At 72.2% G+C, this 19,447-nt stretch carries 18 protein-coding genes and 2 pseudogenes; 14 read left to right on the top strand and 6 right to left on the bottom strand.

Annotated features, from left to right (window positions below):
* Positions 1–804 precede the first annotated feature (804 nt).
* The 3 genes and pseudogenes from ACFW47_RS16225 to ACFW47_RS16215 form a co-directional block, all read right to left on the bottom strand.
* Positions 805–1,173, bottom strand: a complete 369-nt coding sequence (locus ACFW47_RS16225; RefSeq protein ID WP_386306090.1) for a hypothetical protein — start codon at positions 1,171–1,173, stop codon at positions 805–807.
* Positions 1,086–1,529: a recombinase family protein gene (locus tag ACFW47_RS16220; protein WP_386306089.1), complete on the bottom strand. Its 444-nt coding sequence runs from the start codon at positions 1,527–1,529 to the stop codon at positions 1,086–1,088. The genes ACFW47_RS16225 and ACFW47_RS16220 overlap by 88 nt, the downstream gene beginning before the upstream one ends.
* Positions 1,530–1,642: 113 nt before the next feature.
* Positions 1,643–2,182: pseudogene (locus tag ACFW47_RS16215) on the bottom strand (biotin/lipoate A/B protein ligase family protein); the annotation flags it as partial.
* Between the two features lie 122 nt (positions 2,183–2,304).
* Between ACFW47_RS16215 and ACFW47_RS16210 the strand changes: the two are divergent.
* The 9 genes from ACFW47_RS16210 (at position 2,305) to ACFW47_RS16170 (ending at position 12,442) form a co-directional block, all read left to right on the top strand.
* Entirely contained in the window at positions 2,305–3,075 is a 771-nt protein-coding gene (locus ACFW47_RS16210; protein ID WP_386287467.1) for an AraC family transcriptional regulator, read from the top strand.
* A gap of 224 nt (positions 3,076–3,299) precedes the next feature.
* A complete protein-coding gene (locus ACFW47_RS16205) occupies positions 3,300–4,349 on the top strand; it encodes an iron-siderophore ABC transporter substrate-binding protein (protein ID WP_386287469.1) in 1,050 nt (349 codons plus the stop codon).
* Positions 4,346–5,389 (top strand): FecCD family ABC transporter permease, encoded by a 1,044-nt coding sequence (locus ACFW47_RS16200; RefSeq protein WP_386287471.1) that lies wholly within the window; start codon positions 4,346–4,348, stop codon positions 5,387–5,389. Before ACFW47_RS16205 ends, ACFW47_RS16200 begins: the two co-directional genes overlap by 4 nt.
* Complete coding sequence (locus ACFW47_RS16195; protein ID WP_386287473.1) at positions 5,386–6,438, top strand: FecCD family ABC transporter permease; 1,053 nt, start codon at positions 5,386–5,388, stop codon at positions 6,436–6,438. Before ACFW47_RS16200 ends, ACFW47_RS16195 begins: the two co-directional genes overlap by 4 nt.
* Complete coding sequence (locus ACFW47_RS16190) at positions 6,435–7,301, top strand: ABC transporter ATP-binding protein (RefSeq protein WP_386306088.1); 867 nt, start codon at positions 6,435–6,437, stop codon at positions 7,299–7,301. The genes ACFW47_RS16195 and ACFW47_RS16190 overlap by 4 nt, the downstream gene beginning before the upstream one ends.
* Before the next feature lie 3 nt (positions 7,302–7,304).
* Entirely contained in the window at positions 7,305–8,594 is a 1,290-nt protein-coding gene (locus ACFW47_RS16185) for an MFS transporter (protein WP_386287477.1), read from the top strand.
* Positions 8,595–8,665: 71 nt separating this feature from the next.
* Positions 8,666–10,504 carry a gamma-glutamyltransferase family protein gene (locus ACFW47_RS16180; RefSeq protein WP_386306087.1) on the top strand — a complete coding sequence of 613 codons (1,839 nt, stop codon included), beginning with the start codon at positions 8,666–8,668 and terminating at the stop codon, positions 10,502–10,504.
* Positions 10,505–10,588: 84 nt separating this feature from the next.
* Entirely contained in the window at positions 10,589–11,434 is an 846-nt protein-coding gene (locus ACFW47_RS16175) for an inositol monophosphatase family protein (protein WP_386306086.1), read from the top strand.
* A 117-nt stretch (positions 11,435–11,551) separates the two neighbouring features.
* The gene (locus ACFW47_RS16170; protein ID WP_386287482.1) at positions 11,552–12,442 is read left to right on the top strand and encodes a GNAT family N-acetyltransferase; all 891 of its coding nucleotides are present in this window, start codon (positions 11,552–11,554) and stop codon (positions 12,440–12,442) included.
* 43 nt (positions 12,443–12,485) lie between these two features.
* Here the strand turns inward: ACFW47_RS16170 and ACFW47_RS16165 are convergent, their stop codons facing one another.
* On the bottom strand, positions 12,486–13,166 hold the full coding sequence (locus ACFW47_RS16165; RefSeq protein WP_386306085.1) for an NAD(P)H oxidoreductase: 681 nt from the start codon (positions 13,164–13,166) through the stop codon (positions 12,486–12,488).
* Positions 13,167–13,285: 119 nt separating this feature from the next.
* Between ACFW47_RS16165 and ACFW47_RS16160 the strand changes: the two genes are divergently transcribed.
* From ACFW47_RS16160 to ACFW47_RS16150, 3 genes are all read left to right on the top strand, one after another.
* Positions 13,286–14,227, top strand: coding sequence for an AraC family transcriptional regulator (locus ACFW47_RS16160; RefSeq protein ID WP_386306084.1), 942 nt, complete (start codon positions 13,286–13,288; stop codon positions 14,225–14,227).
* Between the two features lie 89 nt (positions 14,228–14,316).
* A complete protein-coding gene (locus tag ACFW47_RS16155) occupies positions 14,317–15,726 on the top strand; it encodes a phytoene desaturase family protein (RefSeq protein ID WP_386306083.1) in 1,410 nt (469 codons plus the stop codon).
* A gap of 47 nt (positions 15,727–15,773) precedes the next feature.
* Positions 15,774–16,283, top strand: a complete 510-nt coding sequence (locus ACFW47_RS16150) for an O-acetyl-ADP-ribose deacetylase (RefSeq protein WP_386306082.1) — start codon at positions 15,774–15,776, stop codon at positions 16,281–16,283.
* Positions 16,284–16,389: 106 nt separating this feature from the next.
* Here ACFW47_RS16150 and ACFW47_RS16145 read toward each other — a convergent pair whose 3' ends face one another.
* Positions 16,390–17,223 (bottom strand): hypothetical protein, encoded by an 834-nt coding sequence (locus ACFW47_RS16145; protein ID WP_386306081.1) that lies wholly within the window; start codon positions 17,221–17,223, stop codon positions 16,390–16,392.
* Between the two features lie 9 nt (positions 17,224–17,232).
* Between ACFW47_RS16145 and ACFW47_RS16140 the strand changes: the two genes are divergently transcribed.
* Both ACFW47_RS16140 and ACFW47_RS16135 read left to right on the top strand, forming a co-directional pair.
* Entirely contained in the window at positions 17,233–17,643 is a 411-nt protein-coding gene (locus ACFW47_RS16140; RefSeq protein ID WP_386287494.1) for a hypothetical protein, read from the top strand.
* A 153-nt stretch (positions 17,644–17,796) separates the two neighbouring features.
* Positions 17,797–18,020: pseudogene (locus ACFW47_RS16135) on the top strand (hypothetical protein); the annotation flags it as partial.
* Between the two features lie 9 nt (positions 18,021–18,029).
* Here ACFW47_RS16135 and ACFW47_RS16130 read toward each other — a convergent pair.
* Positions 18,030–19,160 carry a hypothetical protein gene (locus tag ACFW47_RS16130; protein WP_386306080.1) on the bottom strand — a complete coding sequence of 377 codons (1,131 nt, stop codon included), beginning with the start codon at positions 19,158–19,160 and terminating at the stop codon, positions 18,030–18,032.
* Positions 19,161–19,447 lie beyond the last annotated feature (287 nt).

Genomic DNA, 19,447 nt, shown 5'->3' with positions numbered 1-19,447 from the left:
CGCTGCGCGGGTGGCCCTGTTGGAGGCGGTGGCTGTAGCCGCGTCGCGTGGGTACGTGTGCAGGGCTCGCAGCCCCAGCAGCCCAGCTGCGGTGACCGGGGCGAGGCCGAGGAGGAGGGTCCATCTGAGGCCGTTGCTGGGAAAAACCCTGGCCGACATGTACCCGAAGAGCAGAGGAGCCGCTAGTTCTCCCAGCGTGCGCATCGTGGTGCGGGCTGATTCAGACGTTCCCCACAAGCCGAATGGGACCACATCGAGGCGGGCGGCGTCCAGCGGTGGGTTGGCGGCCGTCACCGTTATGCCGCCCAGGAACAGCAGAGGGACCGCTGTCAGGGGTGAGGTGGCGAGAAGCGCGGGCGCGAGTATTAGCGGCGATACGAGCAGCCATACCAGGGGGACAAGGATGCGTCCATTCAAGTTGTCGGCTCCCAGCAACCGGGCCGCCCCGTGACCGCCGAGATACAGGCCGATGATGCCCCCCCCGCTCCGATGACGATGGCCATCGCGCTGGCTGCCGATCGAGGGATGCATATTGCTGGGTGGCGAAGAGAACGCCGAACGTCCGTACGCCTGCACAGAAGAAGTAGCCCAATGACGATGCCGTGATCATGATCAGGACGGTGGGGATCCGGAGCACATACACGAAGGCCCGGCTCACCGGCATGTGGCGTGGGTCCTGCCGGAGAACCCCCTTGGGCCGTGGAGGGGTCTCGTGCTCGAGGACGAGGCTCCCGGCTTTGTCGCCGGGAGGGGACTCACCCGTTCGCTTAGCGAGCGAGTCCTGTGCGGGAGATCCGTTGTCAGTCAGATCGGCCGGCGTTCCGCACAGTGACTGCTGGCTGCCACGCTGCGGCTCCCGAGGAGCTGGGCCAACACGGGGCCGGTCACCGGATCGACCTTCAGGATCCCGTTGCGGCACTTCGGGCACGTCTCCAGCTTCTCGCCGAACTCCCACTTGGGGCAGGTCTCGCAGCGGTAGTACCCGAACCGGCCGCGGTTGGAGTGGGGGAGCCCCTTGTTCCGCCGGCGCTCGAAGGTGTCGCGCCAGGAGTCGGCCTTCTGGTTTGACTCCAGCTCGGCGATGTTCAGCATCTGGGCGATGGCGAAGCGGCCGATGGTGGTCTTGCCGTCGAAGTCCTCCTTGGCGGCCCGTACTTCGACGCCGTAGTCCATGAGCGCGTCGAGGTGCTGGAAGGATCGCGGAGGTTGCGTCCGAAGCGGGACCAGATCCACAGGATGAGCACGTCGAACTGCTTGTCGCGCGCCATCTGTTTGATCTCTTCGATCCGGCGCTCTTCGAACTGGCGGCCCGACTCGCCGAGGTCCATGATGGGGTCGGCGATGACGTCGATGTTCTCCGACCTGGCGAGGGCCAGGGCGTGGCCGACCTGGAGTTCGGGACTGATCATGTCGTCACGGGCCTTTGAGACCCGGATGTAGATCAGGCCGCGCCTGCGGCGGCAGACGGAGGCGGGCTGCTCCTCCAAGGGACGCAGCCGGAGTGGTGCGGTTGTCACGGTGGTGCTCACAATCGCGCAGAGTAGGTCGCTTTTCCGGCCGACCTTTGTCGCGATTGCCGCACTTGTGGTGCTTGAGTGCCGTGTGGGGGCTAGGCAGCGAGGCAGTAGTGCCTTCGCGTTGCGACGAACATCGCGCCGCCGCCGGAGATCCGGCGCGCCACCTCGATGCCGTGACGGGCGGCGCCCTCGGCGTCCACCTCGTTGCGCAGCGACTGGAAGCTGCCGATGATCACCGCCGGTGCGCCCCACTCCCACACCCGCAGCGTCGGCGGACGCCGGCCCGCGGCGACCTCGGCGGTCAGCACCTCGTCCAGCGCCATGTGCAGGGCGGGCGGCTGCGGGCCCTCGTGGATCAGCTGCCAGTCGTAGTCCGTCCAGTCGGTGGCGTGCGCGAGCGCGCGGCGCACGGCGATCCCGACGCCCTCCGAGGTCAGCCCGTACATCACGGTGCCCTCGGGCAGCGCCGCGTCGATCCGGGCGGCCAGTCCCGCCGCGTCGGTGTCGGCCGGGGCGCCCTCCAGCGCACGGTTCACGGCGTCCAGCGCCTCGTCCGGCTCGAGGAAGAAGTCGCCCGCCACGCGCACGTGCCGCAGCACACCCTTCTCGGCCTCCACGTCCACGACGACCAGCTTGCCGCCGGGGATCTTGTATTCACCGTGCACCGATCTGCCTCCGTTTCCGTACCTCGGGGCAACAGCGGCACGGGCCGTGCTGTTCCCCGGGGGGCGGGCGCGGCCCCGGAACGGGCGGCCGGCCGCGGACCCGCTCCGGCTAGCCTGACCGCATGCGTGTCACCAGGGACCTGCCGACGCTCGCCGCGGGCGAGGTGGCCGTGTCCTTCGTGATCAAGGCGTACGAGGAGGTCGTCACCACCGACACGGCGTGGAACGAGCACTCCCACCCGTGGCACGAGCTCCTCTGGAACGAGCACGGCACCTCGACGGCCGTGGTGGGCTCCCAGGTGTGGTGCATCACGCCGACCCTCGGGCTGTGGATGCCGGCCGGGCAGCTGCACTCCGCCTCCGCGGTAGCCGGCACCGCCTATCGCGCCCACTTCTTCCGCCACGGCACGGTCTCGGCCCTGCCCGACGTGCCGGTGGCCGTGGAGATCACTCCGCTGCTCCGGCTCCTCATGGAGCGGCTCGAGGAGCCGGACCTGTCGACGGCCTCCCGGGCGGTGACCGAGGCGATGGTCCTCGACGTGCTGCGGCCGTCGCCCCGGGCGCTGCTGGTGCAGCTGCCCACCTCGTCGTTGCTGCGGCCCATCGTGGACGTGGTGCGTGCCGACCCCGCCGACCAGCGGACGCTGACCGGCTGGGCGACCGCGCTCGGGTGCAGCACGCGCACGCTGACCCGTGCGTTCCGGGCGGAGACCGGCACGACCTTCGCCCGCTGGGTCGCCTCGGTACGCGCCCAGCACGCCGTCCGGCTCCTGGCCCGGGGTTTCGAAGTCGACGTGGTGGCCGAAGCGGTCGGATACCGCTCGGCGAGTGCCTTCGGCGCCGCCTTCCGGCGGACGACCGGCATGACGCCCGGCAGGTTCCGGGCGCTCTGAAGAAGGCGAGTGGCGGGAAGGAACGGGGACGGGTGCTCCCTGGCTGTCCCGATCGCTACAAGGGCTGTCAAAAAGCCTCGATTGATCCGGTCGACCCTGCTCCATACGCTATACAGGCAAGCCTTACCTAACTGCCGTAGCAGTCCGGTGTCCTGCCCCACGCCCCGTCCCCGCGTTCCCGGGCGTGCGGGCCCGGCACCCCGACCGAAAGTGGAACAGGGTCGATGAGAACCCCACGCCTGCGTGTACTCGCCCTCGCGGCGACCCTCCTGTTCGGACTCACCGCGTGCGGCGGTGAGTCCGGTGACAAGGACGCCGGCGCCGCCGCCGGCGCGGGCGCCGACGGCACCGGCCAGTTCCCCGTGACGATCGAGCACGCGCTCGGGACCACCGTCATCCCCGAGAAGCCCGAACGCGTCGCCGCCGTCAACTGGGCCAACGACGAGGTGCCGCTCGCCCTCGGCGTCGTCCCCGTCGGCATGGCCAAGGCCAACTTCGGCGACGACGACGGGGACGGCGTGCTCCCCTGGGTGGAGAAGCGCCTCGAGGAACTCGACGCCAAGACGCCGGTCCTCTTCGACGAGACCGACGGCATCGACTTCGAGGCGGTCGCCGACACCAGGCCGGACGTCATCCTCGCCTCGTACTCGGGACTGACCGAGCAGGACTACGAGACCCTCAGCCAGATCGCCCCCGTGGTCGCCTACCCCGAGGCCGCCTGGGCGACCCCGTGGCGCGACATCATCCGCCTCAACAGCAAGGCCATCGGACTCGCCGAAGAGGGCGACAAGCTGATCACCGACCTGGAGGGGCGGATCGAGCAGGCCGTCGCCGAACGTCCCCTGCTCAAGGGGAAGTCGGCGATGTTCATGACGCACGTGTCGGCGAAGGACGTCAGCCAGGTCGGCTTCTACACCACCCACGACACCCGCACCCAGTTCTTCACCGACCTCGGCATGAGGATCCCCGCCAGCGTCTCCGAGCCGTCCGAGTCGACGAAGAAGTTCGTCCTCACCAAGAGCGCCGAGCGCATCGACGACTTCAACGACGTCGACATCATCGTCGGCTACGGGGACGGCAAGGGCGAACTGCTCAAGGCGCTCAAGAACGACCCGCTCACCTCCAAGCTGGCCGCCGTGAAGCGGGACTCCGTGTACCTCCTGCCCGGAAGCACTCCGCTCGCCACCGCCGCCAACCCGACCCCGCTGTCCATCCCGTACGTCCTGGACGACTACGTGACGGCGCTCGCCGAGGCCGCGGACAAGGTCAAGTGACCCTCACCGAAACCCCGCCCGCGCCGGACGCCGCCCCCGTACGGCGTCCGGCGGGCACGCGGGTGACCTGGCTCCTCGTGGTCATCGCGGTCCTGGCCGCCGCCATGACGGCCTCCCTCGCCTTCGGCTCCCGCGACGTCGCCTGGGCCGACGTGTGGTCGGCGCTCGGCGGGGCCGAGGACACGCTGGCCGAGGCGGCGGTCGCCAAGCGCATCCCGCGCACCCTCCTGGCCGTCGTCGTGGGCGCCGCCCTCGGGCTCTCCGGCGCGGTCATGCAGGGGGTGACCCGCAACCCGCTGGCCGACCCCGGCATCCTCGGCGTCAACATGGGCGCCTCCCTGGCCGTGGTCGCCGCCATCGCGTACTTCGGCCTGTCGTCGGCGTCCGGATACATCTGGGTGGCGATGGCCGGAGCGGCCCTGACCGCAGGGTTCGTGTACGCCGTCGGCTCGCTGGGACGCGGCGGCGCCACGCCGCTGAAGCTGGCCCTGGCCGGGGCCGCCATCTCGGCCGCCCTCGCCTCCCTGGTCAGCGCCGTGGTCCTGCCGCGCAACGACATCTCCGACACTTTCCGGCTGTGGCAGATCGGCGGTGTCGGAGGCGCCACCTACGCGCAGCTCGGCAGCGTCGTACCGTTCCTCGCCGCCGGGTTCCTGATCTGCCTGGCCGCCGCCCGCGCGCTCAACTCGCTGGCCCTCGGCGACGACCTCGCCGCCGGGCTCGGTGAACGGGTGGCCCTCGTCCGGGCCGGCGCCGCGCTCGGCGCGGTCGTCCTGTGCGGCGCGTCCACCGCAGTCGCCGGACCGGTCGTCTTCGTCGGACTCGTCGTGCCCCACACCTTCCGGCTGCTGGTCGGCGTGGACCACCGCTGGCTGCTGCCGTTCTCCGCGCTGGGCGGCGCCGTCCTGCTGACGGCCGCGGACGTGGCGGGCCGGGTCGTGGCCCGGCCGGCGGAGATCGACGTGGGCATCGTGACCGCCATCGTCGGCGCGCCCTTCTTCATCCACATCGTCCGCCGGCAGAAGGTCAGATCCCTGTGAGCGCCCCCGTCGTCCCCGCCGCGCCCACCCTGCGCGCCGTCACGCGCGCCCGGGTCCGCCGCGCGTACCGGCGGCGGCTGCTCGTGCTGACGCTGCTGCTCCTCGTCGTCGCCGCCTTCGTCACGACCCTCATGGCCGGGCACACCTTCTACCCGCCCGAAGACGTGCTGCGGGTCGTGATGGGCGAGCAGGTGCCCGGCGCGTCGTTCACCGTCGGCACGCTGCGGCTGCCGCGGGCGGTGCTCGCGCTCACCGCCGGGTTCAGCTTCGGCATGGCCGGCGTGACCTTCCAGACAATGCTCCGCAACCCGCTCGCCAGCCCCGACATCATCGGCATCAGCGCGGGGGCGAGCGCGGCGGCGGCCATCGGCATCGTGACCTTCTCGCTGAGCGGGACGGAGGTGTCCGCCCTGGCGATCGCCGCCGCGCTCGGGGTGGCCCTGCTCGTCTACACCCTCGCCTTCCGCGACGGGGTCGCCGGCACCCGGCTCATCCTGATCGGCATCGGCGTCGCCGCCCTGCTCGACAGCGTCACCTCCTACGTCCTGTCGCAGGCCGCCGAATGGGACCTCCAGGAGGCGATGCGCTGGCTCACCGGCAGCCTCAACGGCACCACCTGGGAGGAGACCGTGCCCGCCGTCCTGGCCGTGCTCGTCCTCGCCCCGGTACTGCTGTCCAAGGGACGCGACCTGAGCGCGCTCGGCCTCGGCGACGACACGGCATCCGCGCTCGGCGTCCGCGTCGAACGCACCCGCGTCACGGTCATCGTGGCGGCCGTAGGCCTGATCGCCTTCGCCACGGCGGCCGCCGGACCGATCGCCTTCGTCGCGTTCCTCTCCGGCCCGATCGCCGCCCGGCTCACCGGAACCGGCGGCTCCCTGCTGGTCCCCGCCGGCCTGGTCGGCGCCCTGCTCGTCCTGGTCGCCGACTTCACCGGCCAGTACGCCTTCGACACCCGCTACCCGGTCGGCGTCGTCACCGGCGTCCTCGGCGCCCCCTACCTCGTCTACCTGATCGTCCGCACCAACCGGGCCGGAGGCTCACTGTGACCGCGTCCCACACCCTCGCCACCGAGGCCCTGACCCTCGGCTACGGCGACCGTGCCGTCATCGAGGGCCTGGACCTGACCCTGACGGCCGGGAGCATCACCGTGATCGTCGGCGCCAACGCCTGCGGCAAGTCGACGCTGCTGCGCTCGATGTCCCGGCTGCTCGTCCCGCGCGCCGGCCGGGTGGTCCTGGACGGCAAGGAGGTGCACCGCACCCCCGCCAAGGAACTCGCCCGCACCCTGGGCCTGTTGCCGCAGTCACCGGTCACCCCCGAGGGCATCACCGTCCTCGACCTGGTCGGCCGGGGCCGCCACCCCCACCAGCGCGCCTTCGCCCGCTGGACGGCCAAGGACGACGCCGCGGTCGCCGCCGCGCTGGAGGCCACCCGCACGACGGACCTGGTGGACCGGTCGGTCGACGAACTCTCCGGCGGCCAGCGCCAGCGCGTGTGGATCGCGATGGCCCTGGCCCAGCAGACCGACCTGCTGCTGCTCGACGAGCCCACGACGTTCCTCGACGTCAGCCACCAGATCGAGGTCCTCGACCTGCTGACCGACCTCAACCGGGCCCGCGGCACCACGATCGTCATGGTCCTGCACGACCTCAACCTGGCCGCCCGCTACGCGGACCGCCTCGTCGCCCTGGCGTCCGGACGCCTGCACGCCGCCGGCACGCCCGCCGAGGTGATGACCGAGGACACCGTACGGGCCGTGTACGGGATGGACAGCCGTGTCATCGAGGACCCGGTGTCGGGCAAACCCCTCGTCCTGCCGATCGGCCGCCACCACTCGTCCGCCCACGAAGCCGGGGCGGCCGCACAGCCGGTGCGGTCGCCCGCGTTCCGGCCCGCAGGGAGCCGCTGAACCATGACCGCCAAGCTCGCCGCGGTGCTGCCCGACCTCGCACCCTGGCGCTCCTCCCGCGGCTTCCGCCTCCTGTGGGTGCAGGGCCTGGTCACCTACCTCGGCAGCGTGATGGCGCTGATCGCGCTGCCGCTCCAGATCAAGGACCTGACCGGTTCCCCGCTCGCCGTGGGCGCCATGGGAGCCGTCGAACTCGTCCCGCTCGTGGTCTTCGGCCTGTACGGCGGCGCGCTCGCGGACGCGGTGGACCGCCGCAAGGTCATCGTCCTGACCGAGGCGGGACTCGGCCTGCTCGCCGTCATCCTGCTGCTGAACACCCTGCTGCCGAACCCCATGCTCTGGCCGCTGTACGTGGTCGCCGCCGGCGTCGCCGCACTCGCCGGACTCCAACGGCCCGCCATGGACTCACTGCTGGCCCGCATCGTCCCGCACGACCAGCTCGCCGCGGCCGCCGCGCTGAACGCCCTGCGCTGGCAGGCCGGCGCCATCGCCGGACCCGCGCTGGCCGGGCTGGTCGTGGCGTACGCGGGCAACGGCCCCGCGTACGCCACCACCGTGGTCTGCTTCGCCGCGTCGGTCCTGATGTGCCGCCGCCTCTCACCCGTGCCGCCCCTCCAGAAGGCGGCCCGCCCCTCCCTGCGCGGCATCGTCGAAGGCGCCCGCTACGCCTGGTCCAGGCCGGTGCTGCTGGGCACGTACGCCATCGACCTCGCCGCGATGTTCTTCGCCTTCCCCAACACCATCTTCCCGTTCCTCGCCGACGAACTGGACGCCGACTGGTCGCTGGGCCTGATGTACGCGGCGGGCTCCGTCGGCTCCCTGCTGGTCAGCCTGACCAGCGGCTGGGTGTCCCGCACCCGGCGGCACGGCCTGCTCGTGGTGTTCGGCGCCGCCGGCTGGGGCCTGGCCATGGCGGCGGCCGGCTGGACGTCGGACGTGTGGCTGGTGCTGGCGTGCCTCGGCCTCGCGGGCGCGGGGGACATGCTGAGCGGACTGGGCCGCTCCACCATCTGGAACCAGACCATCCCGGACCGGCTGCGCGGCCGGCTCGCCGGCATCGAGGTCCTCTCCTACAGCGTCGGTCCGCAGCTCGGCCAGGTCCGCGCCGGAGCCATGGCCGGCTGGACCGGTGCCCGCCCGGCGATCTGGAGCGGCGGACTCGCCTGCGTCGCCGCGGTGGGCCTGCTCACCGCCGCCCTGCCCCGGCTCGTCGCCTACGACGCGCGCACCGACGAGGACGCCCTCCGCCGCGCCGCCGAGGCCGTCCCGGGGGAGGAACCGTCACGATCCTGACCCGGCCGGTGTTCGGACTCCCGAGTGGGTACGGAAGACCAGTGCGACCCGACGACGCCCCGAGGTGAGAAATGCAGCACACGACCCGCCCGACCCTCCAGGGCACCTTCGGCATGGTCTCCTCCACCCACTGGCTGGCCTCGCAGTCGGCCATGGCGGTGCTGGAGGACGGCGGCAACGCCTACGACGCCGCCGTGGCCGGTGCCTTCGTGCTGCATGTCGTCGAGCCGCACCTGAACGGGCCCGCCGGGGAGGTGCCGGTCCTGCTCGCGCCGGCGGGCGGCGAGGTGCGGGTGCTGTGCGGGCAGGGCGTGGCACCGGCCGGGGCGACGGTCGCGCACTACAAGGGGCTCGGCCTCGACCTCGTCCCCGGCACCGGCCCGCTCGCCGCCGCGGTTCCCGGCGCCTTCGACGCCTGGATGACGCTGCTGCGCGACCACGGCACCAAGCCGCTCGCCGACGTGCTGAAGTACGCCATCGGGTACGCCGAACACGGGCACCCGCCCGTGGAGCGGATGACGGAGACCGTCGAGACCGTGCGGGAGCTGTTCGGGACGGAGTGGACGTCCTCGGCCGAGATCTACCTCCCGGACGGCCGTCCGCCCCGCCCCGGCGTGCCCTTCCGCAACCCCGCCCTCGCCGCCACCTGGAAGCGGCTGCTCGCCGAGACCGCCGGTGCGGGGGACCGCGAGGCGCGGATCGACGCGGCCCGGGAGGTCTGGCGCAGCGGGTTCGTCGCCGAGGCCCTCGTACGGCAGGCCGACCGGCCCACCATGGACACCAGCGGCGTCCGCCACACCGGCACCCTCACGGCCGCCGACCTCGCCGGCTGGTCCGCGCGCTACGAGGCTCCGGCCACCTACGACTGGAACGGCTGGACCCTGTGCAAGGCCGGGCCCTGGAGCCAGGGCCCCGTCCTGCTCCAGCAACTGGCGCTGCTCCCGTCCGAGCTGCCGCGGTACGGCTCAGCCGACTACGTCCACCTGCTGATCGAGGGCTGCAAGCTCGCCATGGCCGACCGGGAGGCCTGGTACGGGGACGCGGCCGGCGCGGACGGGGTGCCGCTCGACGACCTGCTCTCGCCCGAGTACAACGCGGCACGGCGGGCGCTCGTCGGTGAGAAGGCCTCCTTCGAGCTGCGGCCCGGCAGCCCGGGCGGGCGCGTTCCGCGGCTCAGCGCGCACGCGCGCGTGGCGGCCGTGGAGGGGGAGGGCCTCGACGCCCTGGGCGTCGGTGAGCCGACGGTGGCCAAGAGCCCGACGTCGCCAGTGCCGGGCGAACCGGACGTCGCCGCCGACGGGGGCACCCGTGGCGACACCTGCCACCTGGACATAGTCGACCGCTGGGGCAACATGGTCTCGGCCACCCCCAGCGGCGGCTGGCTCCAGTCCAACCCGGTCGTGCCCGAACTGGGCTTCCCGCTCGGCACCCGGCTGCAGATGACCTGGCTGGAGGAAGGCCTGCCCAACTCCCTCACGCCGGGCCGCCGGCCGCGCACCACGCTCACGCCCTCCGTCGCGCTGCGCGACGGGGTGCCGGTCATGGCCTTCGGTACCCCCGGCGGAGACCAGCAGGACCAGTGGCAGACGCACTTCTTCCTGGCGGTCGCCCTGCGCGCGCACGTGCGCGGCGGCCTCGACCTCCAGGGCGCCATCGACGCCCCGAACTGGCACAACGACAGTTTCCCCGGTTCCTTCTTCCCGCGCGGCATGCGGGCGGGCAGCGTCACGGTGGAGTCCCGTATGCCGGCGGAGGTCGTCGAGGAGCTGCGGCGGCGCGGGCACGACGTGACGGTCGGCGAGGCCTGGTCGGAGGGCCGGCTGTGCGCCGTCGCCCGGGACCCCGGGACGGGCGTGCTCGCGGCGGCGGCGAACCCGCGCGGCATGCAGGGGTACGCGGTGGGGCGCTGACCCCGCACCGCCTGTTCGCGCCGATTCCACCCGGAGTACACCACCCGGGTGGGGATTGTCAGTGGCGCGTGCTCTCATGGAGCCATGATCGAGAACAACGAAACCATCGACGAGTTTCTCGCCCGGCACGCCGACGACGTGGCGGAGGCCGTCCGCAAGGCGGCCGCCCAGGAGATCATGCCGCGCCGGCGCCGGCTGGCGGCCCACGAGATCGACGAGAAGGCCGGCCCGCACGACCTGGTCACGGACGCCGACCGCCAGGCCGAGCTCTTCCTCACCGACGCCCTGTCCGCACTGCTGCCCGGCTCCGTGGTGGTCGGGGAGGAGGCGGTGCACGCCAACCCGGCCTCGTACGAGGCGATACGCGGCCAGGCGCCGGTCTGGATCGTCGACCCGGTCGACGGGACGCGGCAGTTCGTGCACGGCGACCCCGGCTTCTGCACCCTGGTCGCCCTCGCCCACCACGGGGTCGTGCGGGCCTCGTGGACCTACGCCCCGGTCCACGACCAGCTGGCCACGGCGGTACGCGGCCAGGGCGCCTTCCTGGACGGCGAGCGCCTGCACGCCGGACCGCCCGAGCCCGGCCGCGAGCTGAACGTCGCCACCTCCCACCCGGACTACACGACCGACGAGCAGAAGCACGCCCTGCTCGGCCTGCGCACCCCGGGCGTGGCCCCCCGCCCCTGTGGCTCGGCGGGCCTGGAGTACCTGGCCGTGGCCCGCGGCGAGCTGGACGCCACGGCGTTCAGCTGGGAAGCGGCGTGGGACCACGCGGCCGGCCTGCTCCTGGTGGAAGAGGCGGGCGGCACCCACCTCACCCGCACCGGCGAGCCCTTCCGCATCACGGGCGGCAACGAGCTGCCGTTCACCGCGGCCCGCGACGCGGCCACGGCCCGCCGGGTGGTGGCACTGCTGGCGGGCGAGGCCTGACCGCCCGGGCAAGGGGCGCCCCTCCGCCCGGCAGATCGGCGAATCCCCGTGCCCCGGTGATCCGTCGCGTGATCGACTGTCGGCCCAGCAGTCATCACCGGACGGACCGGAGTCACCTTGCCCATACACGTCACCGCTCTCACCGACCCCGACCGCACCCCGTCCAGCCGTCGCCTCGCGTGGCTGGCCTGCGGGGACGACGGCGACCCACTCGGTTACGCGTTCCTGCGCCTGTTCACCAAGGAAGGTCAGGAACACCTGGCCGAGCTGACGCTGCACGTGCACCCCGCCGAGCGGCGCAGAGGGGCCGGTACGCGGCTCCTCGACACGGCGGTGGCCGCCGCGCGGGAGGACGGCCGACGGTCGGTGGTCGCGCAGGCCGACGCTGAAACGCCCGGCGACCACTTCCTCGCCGCAAGCGGATTCCGCGCGGTGCTGGGACTGACCTACGCCCGGCTCGCCCTGGACGAGCTCGACACCGGCCGGTCCGACGAGATCGACGCGATCGCCGGCCGGCCGCACCCCGGCTACCGCCTCGTGTCCTGGCGCGGCACCGTCCCCGACGAGCTCGCGCGGACCTTCGCCGCCTCACGCCGCGCGCTGGACGACATGCCGATGGGGGGCACCGACTACGGCGTCGTGGTCTGGGACGTCGAACGGGTCCTGGCCGCCGCCCGGGCCGTCGCGGACCGCGGCGACCTGCTCACCACGGTGGTCGCCGTCGACGAGGCGGACGGCTCGATCGCCGGCTTCTCGGAGCTCGTCGTGCCGGGCGACGGCAAGGGCGACGGACTCCACTACGGCACCGGCGTACTGCCCGAGCACCGCGGCCACGGCCTCGCCCGCTGGATGAAGGCCGAGTCGATCCGCCTCGCCCGCACCCGGCACCCCGAACTCGCCGGCCTGGTCACCGACACGGCCGACGACAACACCCGCATGCGGCGCGTCAACGACGCCCTGGGATACGTCCCCACCCACAAGGCCCTGGAGTACCAGCTCGACCTGTGACGGCCTGAGCCGGTACCCGGTCCGCCTCCCGGGTGCCGGCCCGTCAGGCCGCCACCGCCTCCTCGGCGAGGAACTTCTCCACGTACTCCCGAGCGCGACGGTCGAAGTCGGCGTACTGCGCCTCACGCTCGGCCCCCGTGACCGCGTCGCCGACCAGCAGGTTGCCCTCGGCGTCCACGCGCTGCGGGCGCTCCTCCGCGTCGGTGAGCAGGCCGACGGCGGAGTGGGAGAAGCCGCAGTAGTAGGCGATGCCTTCACTGAGGTTGGTCTCCAGGACCGACCGCATGCCCTCCACGACGGCGTCCTCGGCGGTGGCGCCGGCCAGACCCAGCCACAGGATGCGCTTGCCCGCGAGAGGGGGCTTGCTGCGGCCGTAGGCGAACCCGTAGTTCCACACGCGGTCGATCCACCCCTTGAGGATGGCGGGCACGCTCTGCCAGTACACGGGGAAGACGGCGACGACGACCTCGGCGGCGAGGATGCGCCGCATGTGGGCGTGCGTCTCGTCCGAGTACGGCTTCTCCCGGTTGCCCCAGTCCGGCTGGTCCGCCACGTTCATCCGCGGGTCGAACCCCTCGGCGTGCAGGTCGAGCAGGTCGACCCGGTACCCGGCGGCCTCCAGCCGGTCGGCGGTGCGACGGGCGGTGTGCGCGGTGAGGGAGTCGGTGCGGTGGTGGGCGACGACCACGAGGGCCGTCCGGGCGTCGCTGCTGTGCTGCGTCACGGTGTCTCCCGGCTGTTTGCGATCAGTTCGTTCTCGATCGGTTCGACGAGTCCAGTACAGCCGTGGTCACGTGGATGATCCATGGTGGAAACTCTCCGAAACATAGGAGATCGTCTACGATGTCTTCCGTGGATCCCCTGAGTTCGCTGCTGAGCGGCATCCGGGCCGAGGGCTCGGTCGTCAGCCACGCCGTACTGGCGGCGCCCTGGACCGTCCGCTTCGCCGACGGCGCGCCGCTCACCATGGTCAGTGTGCTGCGCGGCGGCGGCACCCTGCTGCTGCCCGACGGCACCGAGCGGACCGTCGGCGTGGGCGACACGGCCGTCGTGCGCGGTCCCGCACCGTTCTGCCTCGCGGACCGTGCCGACACCGTCCACCGCCCGCGCGCCGAGTACGAGATCGCCTGCTTCACCCCGGAAGCCGAATGCACGGCCCGGGAACTCGGCGGCATCCGCTGGGGCACCGACCCGGACGGGGCGACCGCGCTGATCGTGGGCGCCTACCGAGCCTCCGGCCACCGCCACGAACGGCTCCTGCGCGCCCTGCCGCCGGTCCTGGTGATCAACGAGGACGTCGAGGTCTGCGCCTGGCTGGAGACGGCCGCCGCCGACGCCGCCCAGCGCTCGGCCGGCTCCCAGGCGCTGATGGACCGGCTCCTGGACTGGGCTCTGGTGTGCACCCTGCGGAACTGGTTCGACCAGGCCGGCGCCGCCGCGCCCAGCTGGTACCGCGGCCTCGCCGACCCGGTCCTCGCCCCCGCCCTCCAGGCCTTCCACGACCGGCCCGCCGAGCCCTGGACGGTGGCGTCGCTGGCCGCGCGGGCCGGCGTCTCCCGGGCGCTGTTCGCCAAGCGCTTCACCCAGGTGATGGACCGGCCGCCCCTCGCCTACCTCACCGAATGCCGCATGGCCGACGCCGAGGCGCTGCTGGCCGACACCGACCTCGGCATCGCCGAGATCGCCAAGTCCGTCGGCTACGCCGACGCCTTCGGCTTCAGCGCCGCCTTCAAACGCCACCGGGGACTGAGCCCCAGCGGGTTCCGGGCCGCCGCGGCGGCGTGAGCCCACCCGCGGCCGCGGGCTGTCGGACCCCGGGCATATCCTGATCCCCAGTGGCCATCGGCTGACGAAGGGGTCCGAAGGTGCCGTCGATGCTCGATGCGGTCGTGGTGGGAGCGGGGCCGAACGGGCTGACCGCTGCCGTGGAGCTGGCCCGCCGCGGCTTCTCGGTGGCCGTGTTCGAGGCCCAGGGCGCCGTGGGCGGTGGAGCTCGCACCGAGGAGCTGACCCTGCCGGGCTTCCGGCACGACCCGTGCTCCGCAGCGCACCCGCTCGGGATCAACTCACCCGCCTTCCGCGACCTGCCCCTGGAGCGGTACGGGCTCCAGTGGCTGCACGCCGCGCTGCCCATGGCGCACCCCTTCCCGGACGGTTCGGCGGCCGTGCTCTCCCGGTCGGTCGGCGAGACCGCCGCCTCCTTCGGGGCGCGCGACGCCGGCGCCTACCGCAGGCTCGTCGAGCGCTTCCTGCCCCACTGGGACACCCTGGCCCGCGACTTCATGTCCCTGCCGCTCACCGCGCTGCCCCGCGACCCCGTCACCCTCGCCCGCTTCGGCCTGGTCGGCCTGCCACCGTCCACGTGGCTGATGCGCCGCTTCCGCGACGACAAGGCCAAGACCCTCTTCGCCGGGCTCGTCGCGCACGTCATGGCCCCGCTCGGCGGCTTCGCCACCAGCGCCATAGGCATGGTCTTCGCCCTCGCCGCGCACGCCCGCGGCTGGCCCGTGGCCCGCGGCGGCTCCCAGGCCATCTCGGACGCCCTCGCCGCCTATCTCATGGACTTGGGCGGTACCGTCCACACCGACTACGAGGTCAAGCGCCTCGACGACCTGCCGCCCGCCCGCGCCTACGTCTTCGACACCTCGCCCACCGCCCTGGCCCGCATCGCCGGCCTCGGCGACCACTACGCCGGCTACCGGTACGGGCCCGGCGTCTTCAAGATCGACTACGCGCTCGACGGCCCCGTCCCCTGGACCGCCGAGGAGCCCCGCACCGCCGGCACCGTGCAGATCGGCGCCGACAGCGCGGAGGTCGGCGCCGCACTGAACGCCGCCTCCCGCGAGGACCGCGCCCCCGACACGCCGTTCCTCATCACCACGCAGCCCAGCGTCGCCGACCCCACCCGGGCCCCGGAGGGCAAGCACGTCTTCTGGGCGTACGGACACGTTCCCAACGGCTGGACCGGCGACCTCACCGACGCCATCGAACGCCAACTGGAGCGCTTCGCACCCGGCTTCCGCGACCGGATCCTGGCCCGCGCCACCGCCGGCCCGCCCCAACTGGCCGCCCGCAACGCCAACTACGTCGGCGGGGACATCGCGGCCGGCGCTGTCTCCGGCCTCCAGCTCCTGCTGCGCCCCAAGCTGTCCCTGTTCCCGTACGCCACCCCGCACCCGGCCGTCTACATCTGCTCGTCGGCCACGCCGCCGGGCCCCGGCGTGCACGGCATGTCGGGGCACAACGCGGCGAAGGCCGTCTGGCGCAGGCTGCGGCAGACCTGACCGCGGACCGGAGCCGATGGGAGACCGCCAATGACCGGGGACCGGACATGACCACCATCACCCTCGTACAGGGCGACATCACCCGCGAGAGCGCCGACGCGATCGTCAACGCGGCCAACTCCTCGCTCCTCGGCGGAGGCGGCGTCGACGGCGCCATCCACCGGCGCGGCGGCCCCTCCGTCCTCGCGGAGTGCCGCAGACTCCGCGCCTCGCACTACGGCAAGGGCCTCCCCACCGGCCAGGCGGTCGCCACCACCGCGGGCGACCTGGACGCCCGCTGGGTGATCCACACGGTCGGGCCGGTGCACCAGGCCTCGGGCGGCGACCCCGAGCTGCTCGCCTCCTGCTACCGGGAGTCGCTGCGTGTGGCCGACGAGCTGGGCGCCCGTACGGTCGCGTTCCCGGCGATCTCCACCGGCGTGTACCGGTGGCCGATGGACGTCGCGGCCCGCATCGCCGTCGATACGGTGCGGCACACGCCGACCGCCGTCGAAGAGGTGAGATTCGTGCTCTTCGACGACCGGGCGTACGAGGCGTTCTCCCGGCAACTCGGCTGAGGGGGGGGCGACGACTCGGAACACGCGCCGAGCGCTCGGAAGGCGCTGGGCCGGACCTCCACACGCCATTCGGCGGGAGGCGCAGGCCGACCACTGCCGTGGCGTACTACTCGCTCAGTCCCACGACGCACCACCCTCGCTGCACCGCTTCGGTCAGGACCTGTCCCCACTGTGTCAGCAGGTCCAGGAATGCGTCGAAGTCATGAACCCATCCGTCGGGGACCGCGGCGTGCTCGGCGAAGGGCCCCCGCACCCCGCCCAGGTGAGGAAGCGCTCGATCCCAGGCCGCAGCCAGTTCCCGGACGCGCTCTGGTGACCGTGCGAGCAACACGCCGTAACCGTCCGCGCCGAAGAAGGCCGTATCGGTGTGCGGGGCCTCGCCGTCCGGTCCGTCCCAGATGAGCCCGCGAAGCAACGCGTCCAACTCGGCGCGCAGCAAGGGGTCAACATGGCCGCGGACGCGTTCCCACCGCTGCCCGGCCCAGAAGTGCGCCTTGAAGGAGCCGCAGGTGCGCAAGAAGTCGTACACGGCGAAGAAGGAGCCGTTCGGTCCCAGCGGCCACGCCCAACCTTCCTCGCCCGTCACTGCTTCGTGGTCCCACAGTCCCGTCTCGTCGGCGTACCAGGCGTCCCTCAGCCGCGGCAGCCGCTCGCACGGCGGGACCTGTGCCAGCCATGAACGGTCGGCGATCATCACGGTGATGTCGAGCCCCATGACGGGGAGGGTACCTACCGTGCGCAGCAGGAGGTGCTCGGTCGACTGCTGACGGGCTTCGACCGTCACCCATACGATGACGCTCGCGGGGGCCGACGCCACCAGCGCTGCCAGCGAGCCCTGCTGGGCCGAACGACGGGAAAGGGGTTCATGGAAAGGTTCGAGACGGAGAGTCTGGCGCTCATGCCCGGCCAGAAGGTGCGGGCCAGGGTCCTCGGTCATCATCCATGGGGTGTGACCGTTGAAATCGTCGGTTACGAGAACGCCGGTCTGTCGGCCTCTGTCGACATGATCCAGCAGTTCTCCCGGACCACGAGCAGTTACGACGAACTGCTCGCGCTCTTTCCGCCCACCGGTTCACAGATCGACGCGGTGATCGAGCAGATCGGCCGCTGGCACCCGCCGGTATCGGTACGGCTCAGCATCCGGGCTGCCGACCTGGAGTCGTTCGTCTGGAGCTGTGACTTCTGTGGCGAACCCGTCACGTTGAGCCCAGGCGGAGACGCCCTCGTCCTGGACTCGCGGAGCAACGACGGCCCGGGAAGCCACACCCTCGTTTCCCACCGGCACTGCCTGGCCGAGCGAATCCACCCGGAGAACGGCGGAGAGCGGGCACGAGCGCTGACGATCGGGAAGACGCACTGAGGAGACGTCAGGCCCGTGCCTGACGGCATCACGGCCGGGCGGCGGCGGAGTGTGCCTGGACCAGCACGACCACCGGTTCGGGGTGGAGCGGCGGCTCACCGAGGCCGACGTCCGCCGCCGTTCCACGGCCCGCAGGCGGGCCTCTGGCGCGGCCGGGCCTGCCCGGGCGCCCCGGCCCTCGTCGACGGCGGCTACCGAGGCACTGGTCGCCACGTCCCGCACCGCAAACGACGAGGCCGGAGCCACCTCAGCCCATCGCAGCAGGCAGGGAACGCTGTCCATCGCGACGAGTTCACCAGGCCGTGCTCGGCATCGCCCGGCTGCACTACCTGGCCCGAGGCCGAGTAGATCCTCCTGGCGGGGGATCAGACGCGTGAGGTGCTGAGTCAGTCATTGGGCACCAGCATGAAGGCGCGTACCGGAGCCGTCTTGTCGGAGGGGCAGTTATGGCTGCACGTGGTCCCGACGACGGTTCCGTCGTTGCTGATCGCCCGTGCGTCACTCAGCAGGACACCGGTGGGCAGGTTCGCCACCCGCTCGTTCAGGTCGATCATCCTGTCGCCGTTCCACAGGAACGCCCGCGCCGGGCCCGTGAGCGTCTGCCCGGACTGGCCGACCACCTGGCCGCGGTCGTTGATCCCGAAGGCGTAACTGCTGTTCTCCTTGCCGCCGAGCGCCCCCAGGTCACGCATCACGCCCTCCTTCCACAGAAAAGCGTGCATGCGGCCGTCAACGGTCTGGGAGTTGCCGACGATCTGACCGGCGGTGTTGATGTCACGCGCCTCGGTGGCCTCAGCGTTGCCCCCCAGGGTCCCGAGGTCCCGCATGACGCCGTTCTCCCACACGAAGCCGTGCAGCGGGTGCCCGGACTCCGGCAGCGCCGCCCCGACGACCTGGCCGCCGTCGTTGACGGCGTAGGCGACGCTCTCCGTGTCGTAGGGACTCCCGGTCCGGCCGCCGAGAGTGCCGAGGTCACGTATGGTCCCGTTCTCCCAGAGGACCGCCCGCCGGGGCGCCTCCGGGGCAGCCGACCGGACCCCGACGACCTGGCCGGCGGAGTTGATGTCCTCCGCACTGCTCATGCTGCCCGGCCCGTACCCCGTCCCCAGGTCGATCGTCGAGCCGTCGCGGCGGAGGAACGCGTGGGACGGGTCGGTGGAGGTGACGCTCGTGTGTCCGACGACGTGGCCGGCGTCATTGAGGCCGTTGGCGGAACTTCCGGCGTACGGATCGTCCAGGATCGGTGCGAGGTCGCTCATGGTCCCGGCCTTCCACGTGAACCCGTGGCGGGACGGCCCCGCGGTGGTGGAATGGCCGATGGCCTGTCGTGAGTCGTTGACGTCCACGCCGACACTGATACTGACGCCGTACCTGTTGGTGCCCAGCACTCCGAGGTCGACGTACGTGTACGTCGTGACGTCCGAGGGCACCGGGAGCGCCGCGTGAGCGGCCGGGGCCGTGGCGAGCGTCGCCGACGCCACCGTGAGCAGGGCAAGGAATCGAGATCTCCGTCGCATGACCCCAGCCTTCAGCAACGCTGCCGGTGCGCACAGGGGTTGATCCCTTACGAAACGCTTACCGATCACGTGCGAATACCGGGCAGTTTCCGTCTGCCCGCGGAAAAGCGGCTGCTGCGGCTGCGTGGGGCCCCGGTGCGCCGATCCACTTCGGCCGTGTTCCGCCGAACAGCGCCTACTCGTCAGGTGCTCGCGGGCCTGCGCGCGCGACGCCAGCCTGCTGTGCTCCCACCACCGTGCTGCACCCGTCACCCCGCTGCTGCTGCCCTTCGACAACCACCACCAGG

It is taken from the genome of Streptomyces sp. NPDC058796 (assembly GCF_042745235.1).
Classification (GTDB): domain Bacteria; phylum Actinomycetota; class Actinomycetes; order Streptomycetales; family Streptomycetaceae; genus Streptomyces.
The sequence above is the reverse complement of the archived record's forward strand: the minus strand, read 5'-3'. Positions and strand labels throughout refer to the sequence as shown.